Annotated in this window: 9 protein-coding genes and 1 pseudogene; 1 reads left to right on the top strand and 9 read right to left on the bottom strand. The window is 36.2% G+C overall.

Annotated elements, in window-relative coordinates; translation table 11 throughout:
- Window positions 1-74 precede the first annotated feature (74 nt).
- The 4 genes and pseudogenes from AC4BBX_RS10850 to AC4BBX_RS10835 form a co-directional block, all read right to left on the bottom strand.
- Window positions 75-2,066: a peptide ABC transporter substrate-binding protein gene (locus AC4BBX_RS10850; RefSeq protein WP_490453836.1), complete on the bottom strand. Its 1,992-nt coding sequence runs from the start codon at window positions 2,064-2,066 to the stop codon at window positions 75-77.
- Between the two features lie 372 nt (window positions 2,067-2,438).
- A pseudogene (locus AC4BBX_RS10845) lies at window positions 2,439-2,828 on the bottom strand (ATP-binding cassette domain-containing protein); the annotation flags it as partial.
- A 775-nt stretch (window positions 2,829-3,603) separates the two neighbouring features.
- On the bottom strand, window positions 3,604-3,789 hold the full coding sequence (locus AC4BBX_RS10840) for a hypothetical protein (RefSeq protein ID WP_490453835.1): 186 nt from the start codon (window positions 3,787-3,789) through the stop codon (window positions 3,604-3,606).
- Window positions 3,790-3,806: 17 nt separating this feature from the next.
- On the bottom strand, window positions 3,807-4,994 hold the full coding sequence (locus AC4BBX_RS10835) for an MFS transporter (protein ID WP_490453834.1): 1,188 nt from the start codon (window positions 4,992-4,994) through the stop codon (window positions 3,807-3,809).
- A gap of 236 nt (window positions 4,995-5,230) precedes the next feature.
- Between AC4BBX_RS10835 and AC4BBX_RS10830 the strand changes: the two genes are divergently transcribed.
- Window positions 5,231-5,887 carry a Crp/Fnr family transcriptional regulator gene (locus tag AC4BBX_RS10830; RefSeq protein ID WP_490453833.1) on the top strand — a complete coding sequence of 219 codons (657 nt, stop codon included), beginning with the start codon at window positions 5,231-5,233 and terminating at the stop codon, window positions 5,885-5,887.
- A gap of 165 nt (window positions 5,888-6,052) precedes the next feature.
- Here the strand turns inward: AC4BBX_RS10830 and acpP are convergent, their stop codons facing one another.
- From acpP to AC4BBX_RS10805, 5 genes are all read right to left on the bottom strand, one after another.
- On the bottom strand, window positions 6,053-6,295 hold the full coding sequence (gene acpP / locus AC4BBX_RS10825) for an acyl carrier protein (protein WP_490453832.1): 243 nt from the start codon (window positions 6,293-6,295) through the stop codon (window positions 6,053-6,055).
- A gap of 130 nt (window positions 6,296-6,425) precedes the next feature.
- The gene (gene plsX / locus AC4BBX_RS10820) at window positions 6,426-7,427 is read right to left on the bottom strand and encodes a phosphate acyltransferase PlsX (protein ID WP_490453831.1); all 1,002 of its coding nucleotides are present in this window, start codon (window positions 7,425-7,427) and stop codon (window positions 6,426-6,428) included.
- A gap of 111 nt (window positions 7,428-7,538) precedes the next feature.
- A complete protein-coding gene (gene recG / locus AC4BBX_RS10815) occupies window positions 7,539-9,566 on the bottom strand; it encodes an ATP-dependent DNA helicase RecG (RefSeq protein WP_490453830.1) in 2,028 nt (675 codons plus the stop codon).
- A gap of 127 nt (window positions 9,567-9,693) precedes the next feature.
- Window positions 9,694-11,361, bottom strand: a complete 1,668-nt coding sequence (locus AC4BBX_RS10810) for a DAK2 domain-containing protein (RefSeq protein WP_490453829.1) — start codon at window positions 11,359-11,361, stop codon at window positions 9,694-9,696.
- Between the two features lie 52 nt (window positions 11,362-11,413).
- The gene (locus AC4BBX_RS10805) at window positions 11,414-11,776 is read right to left on the bottom strand and encodes an Asp23/Gls24 family envelope stress response protein (protein ID WP_490453828.1); all 363 of its coding nucleotides are present in this window, start codon (window positions 11,774-11,776) and stop codon (window positions 11,414-11,416) included.
- Window positions 11,777-12,349: the final 573 nt, after the last annotated feature.

Genomic DNA, 12,349 nt, shown 5'->3' with positions numbered 1-12,349 from the left:
AGTTTTTCCCTACTTTCTAATTTAAAGTAAAAAAGACTACTGTACAGTAGCCTTTTTTACGTATTGCGGAACTACTACTCTGCTAAAGCTTCACGTTTTGCTTCCCATTCGCTGCGTGCAGCTTCATATTGATCTTCTGTTACAATTGAATCTTGAATTTGAACATATTTCAATTTAGTAGAAGCAATACCTGCCCAACCATATGCTGCTGAATAAGGAACAACATTAGTTACTCTTGGAGTTCCTCCATTTGCGTAGATTGGAATTTGAATAACGTCATTTAACAAGTGCGCTTCTGCATCTGCATAGGCATCATATCTAGCATTTTCATCATCAGTAATTGCTGCTGCTTTATCAAGAAGTGCATCGTATTCAGAAAGACCAATAATTTCTTTTGCTTCAGCTGAAGGGTCATCCCCTTGAACCGTTGCAGATCCTTCTAAACCTAAAGTACTCAACATATCACCTGTACGTGAATCATAAATATCCAAGTAAGTAGATGGGTCAACATAGTCAGGTCCCCAACCAGAAGCGTTAGAAATATCAAAGTCTCCAGCTTCACCAGTAGTTGCTTGATAAGTTGCTGTTAGGTATGCATCGTTAGATAGTAATTGAATATCTACCACAACATTGTCTGCCCCTAAAGACTCTTCAATTGTACTCTTCATTGAACGAACTTGGTTAACACCAACTTCTCTTGTTTCATCCACAGGAATATCTAAATGAATTGGGAATTCCACTCCATCGGCTTCCAAAGCTTCTTTCGCTTTTTCCATATATGTTGCTGCTTTTTCAGGATTATAGTATCCATCTTGTCCTTCTGATAAATCAACATCACCAAAAGCTTCAGCATCTAATGCTTGTAATTTTGATTGTACAACGTTTCCGAAAGCTTCACCATCAATCGTTACAAACTCGCTAGGAACCAATGTATTACGTAAACTACGAGTAGCTCCTTCTTCCCCAACGTTTTGTGCATTATAAGATGCTTTGTCAAAACCAAATAACATTGCTAATCTGAAGTCACGGTTACGGATTGCTTTTTGAGTATCTTCAAATTGTTTGTCTGTTGTTTTTGAAGTTGCATCAAATGTTCCACGGTTGAAGTTGAATGTTAAGTTAAAGGTAGAACCACCTGTATCAGCCCAAGTAATGCCATCAGGATATGCTGCTACAACGTCTTGATAACCTGCAGAGTTTGGATATACTCGTGCTGCAGTAATGTTACCATCTTGATAAGCTCTAAATAATCCATCTGGATCACTACCATCATTATAAGTCCATTTAACTGTGTCGATATGAACATTGTCTAAATCCCAATATTGTTCATTTTTATCATACTCAATCACTGATCCAGCTGTATTATTTACTAAAATAAATGGACCATTATAAAGGATACCATCTGGTTGAGGATTACCGAAGTTTTCTTCCCCAATAGAATTCAAGAATTCTTCGTTAATTGGGTATAAAATACCATACGTTGTTTTTGAGTTCCAATAAGATTCTGGTTGATTCAATTTATATTCAAGTGTGTAATCATCTACAGCCGTAATTCCTACTGTTGAAAAATCATCTGTCACACCATCAATATAATCTGATAAGCCTTCGATACTTCCAGCAACAATGTAAAGTGTTTCTGAATGAATATCAACTGCATGTTTTAATCCTGTTACAAAATCATGCGCAGTTACATCTGCACCATATTCATTTCCTTGGCTATCCATCCACGGCACACCTTGGCGGATATGGTATGTATAAGTGAGTCCATCTTCACTTACTTCCCAATCTTCAGCCATCGCTGGAACTAAGTTTCCTAATTCATCATTTTCTAACAAACCTTCTACAAAGTTTGTATTATGATCGTTATTAGTAGCTCGTTGTGAAAATGTGTAATCCAAAGTTTCTAAATCTGTAGAGAAAACATTGTTATACTCTCTTACTAAATTTCCAACCTGAGTTCCATCACCTTCAGCGCCACTTGAATCAGTTCCATCACTATTATTGCCACAAGCACCAAGAACAAATACACTACTCAATAATGCCGCAAAAACCTTTTTCTTGTTCATCAACATACCCTCCATGTTTTTTTATTTCCTTTTTAAATTTCATTCAATTTTTACTAGTAAGAATTAAATAGAAATTTCATAAAAGTACAATACTCCTATTTTAATAATTGGTCAACCTTTTTCAAATCGAAAAAACCACTGAAATTTAATCAAAAATAGTCTTTCTAGACAGAATGTTCAGATAATTCAAGGGTTTCAGCATTCTAAAAAAAAAAAAAAAAATTTAATAATTAATATTTCAAGCGTTAAATTCTAGGGTATTTCTTATTAAAATTCTCAATATTGATAGTTCACTAATTTTTTCTAGTATTGAATCATTGAGCAAAAATACTTCACTGGCATTTGCAAAAACCTCTTCTAAAATATGATTGGTTAAAACAATATTACCTTATCCTTCAAAACCTCATGAAGAATTTTGTAGGCTAAATCACGCATCCCCTGATCCAAACCATTCTTCAACTCATCTATAATAATTAAATCTCCATCAAGTGAGAGTGTTAAAATAAATGCCAAAATTTCTTTCATACCTAGAGAGTAGTTTTTAATTTTTTTCTTTAAAAATCGCTCTGCAAGAAATCGCTGCCTCAAGTCTTTTGCGCATTTATGTTCCTTACTTGGTAACAGGTTCAAATAATCCATTCCTGAAAGTTCTTCGTTGAATATTTCTAAATTTGGTACATACACACTGTGGTCAAATCCGATTATTTTACCAGAATTGATTCTTAGTCCCCCATTAATGAGAGCATATAAGGTTGACTTACCCGAGCCATTCCGTCAAATGATTCCATAAATCCCATTGTGTTTAATTTCAAGATTGAATGTTCTAGTTACCATTTCAATGTCAGATTGCAAAAAAATAAAAATCACTGATAATCTGTAAATCATCCACTAAATTAGACTTGAAAGAAATGATTGTTTTTAACTCAACTACAAATTGCTTCCATTTATTTTCCATAAATACCTCAATTTCTCCAAGCATTTGGATACAAATAGGTCGTTCCAAGAATTTGATATCTTTTCACTACAAACCCATCCACTTAGTTTTCAGACTTGTAGTGGTTCATTCCATAGCAAAGTTACCTTCTTCATTTATATAACTTTTTACAAAATCAATATATCAGATTTTCTTTTGTTATAGCCAAAAATACCCAAACGTTGAAAATTCATGCCTGAACGCTAGAAAAACGAGAAAAATACTTCACTTGATAAAAAAAGTTCTAAAAAAGATATTTTTACTAAGTATCTAGCAAAAACATCTAAGTAGTAAAATTCTTTTTTATTAATAGTGACCAATTATTCCACTTTTCTGTGCCGTTTTCGAAGCATAGCTGGATATATTTCCGCTTCATCATCACAACCATAGACAAAATGTCCTAGGGTAATTTCTTCTAACTAAATGTTCATTGTCTGAATCAGATACAGATAACAAACTAGTTCATTCATTTCTCAGATTTTGTTAGCTTTTGGTACACTCTAATTTTTATAACTTGCTATATAAATCCACTTCTTTCTGTATATCTATGAACCAATAGAGCGATTAACCTACAAAATTATCATTTTTTATCGTTTGTTCTAAATGACTAAAAGAATAATTTAGGCTTTCTTGTCGATGATCCATATTTTGCGTACTCATTTCAATATCATCCAATTTGTGGTTGATTTCGTTTAAAGTACTTATCGTTTGTTGCATCATAACTAAAAAACGTTCATCAATTTCCATCATACTTTCCCCGTTTCTACTCATATTGTCACTTTTTCTTTTGTATCTTGATGATAAAATATCGTATAAAGCACGATACATAATACTGGTAATATGGCTGCTACGACATATACTTTTTGAAAAGATAGATAGGTTCTTAATTCACCTAATAAATATGGACCTACACCCAAGCCTAAATCTAAACCAATAAAGTAGGTGGAAAGAGCAATACCTATTTGATGTTTCTCACATTTTTTCAAACAAATCGCTTGGCCATTCGACATAAATGTTCCGTAACCTAGTCCAATCAAAGCACCGGAAACGAGTAATAACCAACTCGTTGTTGTCATGCTCAAGACAAATAATCCTAAAGCAAGAAACAGATAACTTGGGTACATCACCGCATTCTCTCCATAAGCATCAAAAATTCTTCCTGATAAAGGTCGTGTCAAAGTAATCACTACCGCATAAACAACAAAGAAAAATGAACTAGCTTGGACTAAATGAATCACTTGAGCGTAGGAAGATAAAAATGCTAACACACTTGAGTATGATAACCCCATTAAAAAAGCAATAAAAGTAATGAACAAAACTTTCTTTTCAAAAAAACTATCAAGTGACCATGATTTCAACTCTCTGCGATGTGTCTCAGTTAATACAAGATTTTTAACGGGAAATACAAAGCTGGCAATTGTCGTTGCCGCAATCAAAACAATTGAAAATAAAATAATAAAATAAAAGCTAGTTGTATTCAGTAAAATCATTCCAATGAATGGACCAATTGCTGCAGCTAAACTGGTACTTAATCCATAATAATTAATTCCTTCGCCATGACGAGATTCTGGGATATATGCCGTTACAATCGCGTTGGTTGCTGTAGACACCGTTCCATAACCAAATCCATTCAATAGTCGAATAAGATATAACATACTGATTGTCGGTGTATATAAATAAGCAATCGTTGTCAGTAGATAAAATAAACAGCCATATCTTAAGACTGCTTTACGTCCATATAGTTCTAATTTTTTCCCTATGAGCAAACGCGCTACTAATGTGCCGATAATATAAATCCCCGAAGCTAAACCCGCTTGTCCTAAAGTTGCTTGCAGATTATCCTGTGCGATAACGGCAATAATCACCATCAGCAAATAATACACTAAATAAACAACAAAATTGATGATTGTGATTCCTATAAATCCCTTGTTGAACAATGTTTCTTGTTTCTCCATCTGTTTTCCTCCTCTTAACGTTGATTTACTTTTTCTTTGTGCTTGATTCACTAGTTACATGGAAAAGGCAACTCAACAATCGGATTATACTGACTTAGAGAGAATAAAAAATGTTATTATGTAAAAAAAATATGCTAATAGCAAAAAGCAATGACAAATGTTGGTGATATTTGTTATTGTTTTTTGCACTTTTTTACGTTTAAATGCTATAGTAACAGTACCAAGGAGGCGTCTCAATGGATAAACGCGTATTGCAAGAATACTTGGATAGTCATTCTTATCCGATTATTGTAAAAAAGAGAAAAAAATATTTGATGTATGAAGGCTTACAAGATAGTTCTGCTTACATCCTTAAAGAAGGAATTATCAAAACAAGTGTCATTTCCAGTGATGGTAGAGAATTTAATTTTAGTTACATCACAGGGCTTGAGATTGTCTCTTTATTAAGAGATGAATATTCTAAGCTGATTGATGCTCCCTTCAACATTCGCGTTGAGTCTCCCACGGCTGTCCTTTATCAAATTGATCGTGTTCAGTTTTGGAAAGATATCAATAATAGTCCTGAGTTACAAAATTATGTCAAAGAATACTATCGCGTCAATTTGTTACAATCCATGAAGAAAATGCAACAAATGCTGATGAACGGTAAATTCGGAGCAGTATGTACACACCTTTATGATTTATATGAACTTTTTGGTGTTCCTACAGAGGAAGGGTACTTGATTGATTTTATAGTGACTTATGAGGAAATTGCTCATTTTTGTGGCATTACTTCAGCAAGCAGTGTCAATCGAATGATACAGCAACTAAAGGATGCGGGAGCTATTAAAATAAACCAGCGAAAAATTATCATTACCGACCTTGAAATGATTAAAGAAAATATTATCGTTTAATATTTTTTAGATAGACGAGAGAAATCGAACCCACAGTAAGCACTCTTAATTAGACAACAAAAGTGTCGCCTACTTAAGAGTGCTTATTTTATTGGCTAAATCTGGAGAAATTTCCAAACAAATAGAGAGAGTTTGGTATGTTCACCACTCTCTCTCTGCTAATTTTTATGCTAAATTATTTGTGATGTAGTCTACTGCTGCACCTACTGTTTGGATTTGTTCTGCATCTTCATCTGAAATTTCTGTACCAAACTCTTCTTCAAGCTCTAATACAAATTCCATCACGCTAATTGAATCTGCATTCAAATCATCTTTGATACTCATGGCATCTCTCACTTCAGTTGCTTCAACTTCAAAATGATTTGCAATCACATTCGCTACTTTAATAAATACTTCTTCACGCGTCAACTATATTCACCTCCACGCTTCTACAACAATCTCCTTAAAAAGAGCTACGCTATATTTTACGTCTTTTACGTTAAAATGTCTAGCTTTTTTGCATTTTCGTAACAATCATTGCATTCAAATTACGATTTTTTTATTCTGTTGGTTTTTCATCAAATTGTTTTACTAATTTGCCAACTACGTCTGTTGCCAACATCGTGTGAATTTGACGAATGGTTGTTGCAACTGCTTCTGGTCCAGTTGATCCATGGGTTTTAACGACTGGTGCTTTCAAACCAAATAACACCGCACCACCGTATTTTGCATAATCCATTTCATCCCGTAAACCTCTTAAGGAATCTTTTAATAACAATGCACCTAATTTTCCTTTTACTCCCGCGCCTAAAATGGATGATTTTAATAAGCTCATAATATTTAAAGCTGTACCTTCAATTGACTTCAAGACAGCATTACCAGTAAATCCATCTGTCACGACTACGTCAGCCACACCATTTAGGATTTCTCTAGCTTCCACATTGCCTACAAAGTGAATAGCCGGTTCATTTGATAATAATTCAAAAGCTTTTTTAGTTACTTCACTACCTTTAGATTCTTCTGTACCATTGTTCAACAAACCCACTCTTGGTTTTTGAATCCCACGAACATTTTGCGCATAAAAAGAACCTAACACGCCATATTGTAAAATATGTTCTGCTTTATTTTCAGCATTCGCACCTAAATCCAACATATCAAAACCTGCATCTTGACCTACTACTGGCAGTGTTGACATTAATCCTGGGCGTTCTACGCCTTTGATTCTGCCCACAATAAATAAACCAGCAGCCAATAAAGCACCTGTATTTCCAGCTGAGAAAATCGCATCTGCTTCACCACTTTTTACCGCTTGAGCTGCCAAAACCATGGACGCTTGTTTTTTTCGACGAATCGCTTTTACTGGCTCATCCTCGCTGGCAATTTTTTCATCCGTATGAATAATGGTAATATTTTTTTCATCTGTTAGGTATTTTTTAATTTCAACTTCCTTGCCATATAATTGAAACTCAATGTCAGGAAACTCTTGTTTTGCTAACATTACACCTTCAACAATCGCTTGTGGGGCATTATCGCCACCCATTGCATCTACAGCAATTCTCATGAGTAACACTCCGTTCATATTAATGTATTCATTAAGTCGTTTTAATGTATTTAAGTTTGATTCTCTTCACGTATACCATTCCAGTGGCTGGATTAAGTATAGCATAATTTTTTAATCAAAAAATTGATTTTCGTTTTCTTTTTCTAGGTAAGTAGCTAGCGATTGATTCTCTGGTAAAACTTGCCAACCTTCTACTCTCCAAAGGTTTTGCGCTTCTTCTCGCGCTACTTCTAAAATATGTGCGTCTGCTACTAAATCACCTGCTGCAAATTCCGGTAAACCTGATTGACGGAAACCAAATACTTCCCCAGGACCACGCAATTCCAAATCTTTTTCACTAACAATAAAGCCGTTAGTCGTCTCAGTCATGATTTTCATCCGCTCTTTACCCGTTTCATTTTTAGGATTAGCAACTAGCACACAATAGGAAGCCTCTGCCCCACGTCCAACACGACCACGTAACTGATGCAACTGAGCTAAGCCGAAACGATCCGCATCAATAATTAACATGATGGTGGCATTTGGCACATTAACCCCAACTTCAATGACAGTCGTAGAAACCAATACTTGACTTTCATTATTTTTGAAAGCCTCCATAATCTCGTCTTTTTCACTATTTTTCATTTTCCCATGTAGTAAACTCACTTGAAATTTAGGGGCAAAAAAATCTTGCAACTCTTCAAAGATTGCCACAGCATTTTGAACATCCAACATTTCAGATTCTTCAATTAATGGACAGATGACATACATTTGGTGTCCAGCATCTAATTCCTTATACGTCCATTCCAAAGCTTGGGTTAATTGCGGAGGTTGAATCCAACGTGTCTCCACTGGAATCCTCCCTGCTGGCATTTCATCAATCACTGAAACGTCCATTTCACCATAAGCCGTAATGGCTAGCGTTCGTGGAATCGGGGTTGCGGTCATAAATAAGACATCTGGATGGTACCCTTTTTCTCGTAATACTCTTCGTTGATTAACGCCAAAGCGATGCTGCTCATCGGTAATCACTAAACCTAAATTAGAAAAATCGACTCCTTCTTGAATCAAGGCATGAGTTCCTACGATGACATCAATTTCACCATTAACCAACTGTTCTAAAATTGCTCGTCGTTCTTTTGTTTTGGTGGAACCTGTTAACAAAGCAGTCCGAACTTCCAGGGGATCAAATAATTGATTTAAGCTCTCGATATGTTGTTGAGCTAAAATTTCCGTCGGCACCATCAACGCCCCTTGGAAACCTGCCGTCACATTAGCATACAAGGCAATCGCCGCTACTACCGTTTTCCCACTCCCTACATCTCCTTGTAACAAACGTTGCATGTGTTTGGGACTTCGTAAATCTTGACAGATTTCATTGGTCACTCGTTTTTGCGCGCTGGTTAATTCAAAAGGCAAAGAGCGGGTAAAATTCTTCAAGCGGTCCACATCATACAAAACTGCCAATCCATTGGCTTCGGCTTTTTCCGCTTTTTTAAGCCCTTGAATTCGCATTTGGAAAAGAAAGAACTCTTCAAAAACTACACGTCGTTTGGCTTGGTGATGCTGTTTGGGATCATTGGGAAAGTGCATCGCAAACATCGCTTCTTTACGGGAGAGTAACCGATATTTTTCAATCAGAAATAAAGGTAAATTTTCTTCAACAGCATCGCCATAAGTTTCAAAACCCTTACGAATCAGTTCAATTAACGTTGCCTGCCTAACCGCTTTACTCACATGATAGATGGGCGCAAAGTCCCCTTCGCTATTACTACCTAAAATTTTCATGCCCATCAGCGACTTCCTTTTAGCATCCCATTTTCCATAAACAGCAATGTCTTCAGACACTTCCACCTTATCTTTTAAATAAGGTTGGTTAAAAAAGGAGACACTGAACACATCGTGGTTTTGCATCATTCGAAATTGTAGTCTTGATTTTTTGTAACCAAAACGACTAACAACTGCTGGCGATACCACGGTCCCTTTAATCGTTACTTTCTCTTGATCCTGAATTTCTGCCAATTGTCGTTCTTGAATATCATCGTATCGAAATGGATAATAGGTTAATAGCTGCTCAATGGTTTCAATCCCTAAATCAGCTAAATCCTTGGCTCTTTTTTCTCCTACTCCTGATAAAACACGCACCGATTGCTCTAGCATGGGTTTCCCTCCCTTCGAAATCTGATTATACTAAACAAAAAAGCTTGGTCTGTAGTGGTTCGACCAAGCTTTCTTTCTGTATATCTTGCGTACCCACTATGATTAACATACGCATTTTTTTGCTATTTTATTCTGCAGAAAATAAATATGGATAAACAGGTTGGTCGCCGACATGAATTTCAATTTCTAAATCTTCGTCCATTTCCAATAAAGCTGCTTCTAATTTGTCCGCAACTTTTTGAGAACCTTCTTCACCAATAATAATTGTGATAATTTCTGTATCTTCTGTCATCATTTTTTCCAAAGTTGTCACTGAAGCTTCTAAAATATCTTCTTGTGCAACGACAATTTTACCATCAATCATTCCTAAGAAGTTACCTTCTTTGATAACTACGCCATCAATAGTTGTATCACGAATTGCGTGAGTAATTGAGCCACTGATTACACTATCCAACATTTCAGTCATTGCTTCTTTGTTTTCATTCAGCGTATTTTGATCGTTAAAGGCTAGCATTGCTGTCATACCTTGTGAAATTGTACGACTTGGTACAACAACAACTGGGATATCCGCAACTTCTGCGGCTTGATCGGCAGCCATAAAGATATTTTTGTTATTCGGTAAAATAATTACTTGATCCGCATTGACTTCTTCAATTGCTTTTAGAATATCTTCTGTACTCGGATTCATTGTTTGTCCACCACTAATTACATGAGCAGCACCTAAACTAGTGAACAACTCTTTTACACCGTTTCCGGCAGCAATTGCAATAACTGCATATGGTACGCGTGGTTTATTAGCTGGTGTACGGTCTTCGTTATCTAGAAGAGTTTCGTGTTGAACACGCATATTATCTACTTTGATTTTTACTAATGAGCCAAATTTTTGGCCGTAGTTCATGACTTCACCAGGATGTTCAGTATGCACGTGAACTTTAATGATTTCATCATCATTTACAACTAATAATGAATCCCCTAATTCATTTAAATAGTTACGGAATGTATCATAGTCAAATTCGCTATCCACGGTTGGACCATCGCCGATTTTAACCATAATTTCTGTACAGTAACCAAAAGTAATATCTTCTGTCGCCATGTGTCCTTGAACACTACGATGATGTTCTGCATTCACCATTTCTTCCATGGCAGCAGGCGTAACAAAGTTTTCTTCTAATACATATTCGCCATTTAACACACTTAAAAAGCCTTCATAAACGAATAACAGTCCTTGACCACCACTGTCCACTACCCCAACTTCTTTTAGCACAGGTAATAAATCAGGTGTTTTTGCTAAGGCACGTTTTGCACCTTTAACAACAGCAGTCATTACTTCCACACAGTCATCCGTTTCAGCTGCTTTGCGCTCGCCAAATTCAGCCGCTACACGAGCAACTGTCAGAATTGTTCCTTCAACTGGTTTCATTACTGCTTTATAAGCAGTTTCTACTCCATGAGTAAAAGCTTTCGCTAAATCTGTTGCATTTAACGTATCCACATTCGGAATTTGTTTGGCAAATCCGCGGAATAATTGAGATAAAATGACACCAGAGTTTCCTCTAGCTCCCATAAGTAAGCCTTTTGATAAATGATTAGCCAACTCGCCTACTTTTTCTGTAGTCGCGTCTGACACAGCTTTCGCTCCACTTGTCATAGACAAGTTCATATTTGTACCCGTATCTCCATCGGGAACTGGAAATACATTTAATGAGTTCACAAACTCTGCATTTGTTTGTAGACGATTGGCACCAGCTTGAACCATTTCTTGGAATTGACTGGCACTGATATTCGTTACTTTCACTGATAAATCCTCCTTACGATCAATCGCTGAAATTTCTCAGCGCATTGTCAGCCTAATCAGGCAATACACGCACACCTTGAACAAAAACGTTCACTGAATTCGCTACGACACCCAACATTGTTTCTAAATTATATTTTACTTTTTCTTGTACATTGCGAGAAACTTCGGAAATTTTTGTTCCGTAGCTGACGATAGTGTATACATCGACTGCAATACCGTTTTCTTCTTGACGTACGACTACGCCACGAGAATAATTTTCTTTGCGTAAGATTTCATTGATATTATCTTTGATTTGATTCTTACTTGCCATCCCTACAATTCCAAACACGTCAGTTGCTGCACCGCCAACGACAGTTGCAATTACTTCATTTGAAATCTCAATTGTACCAGATGATGTTTTAATTTTAACAGCCATGATAAAGCCTCCTTAACAGACTATGCATCTATTTTCTTCTATAGTATTCTAACATAGCTACCTTATAAATAAAAGAAGTGCGCAACTAAATGCTTTGTGAAAGATGGAAATTTGTTTCTATTGGCATTTGATGCGGAAGCTTCCAGAACAAAGCTCCAAATTTCCCTTGTTGTGTGAGACCGCCACGAGCCTCTTATGAGTCTCTTAGGCTGCTGACCTTCAAACGCTGACTAAGCGCTAACCCCGCTAAGTCAGCGTAATTCATTCAGCTCTTTAACACACGACAAGGAACTTTCTCCGATTTGTTCTTCCAGCGACAGATATCTTCTTCAAGCAAACTATTTCATCATTTATAAGATTAACAGAAAGACTATGCAAAAACTGGAAGTCTGACTGGGAGAAAAAACAATCATCATAGTATAAAGACGAGGATGAATTACGCATAGTTGGAAGTAAAGAACTTCCACTTCCTACAATGCGTTTGAACGCCGAGAGATTTGAGATTCTCCAGAAGCTCAAATCGGTCTCCTACAATGAGTGTCTTTTTAGGTCAGCCAGGCTGGAAGTTTTGAT

The sequence above is a fragment of the Enterococcus sp. AMC1157 genome, assembly GCF_058216555.1.
This window is presented reverse-complemented; position numbering and strand designations above follow the sequence as displayed.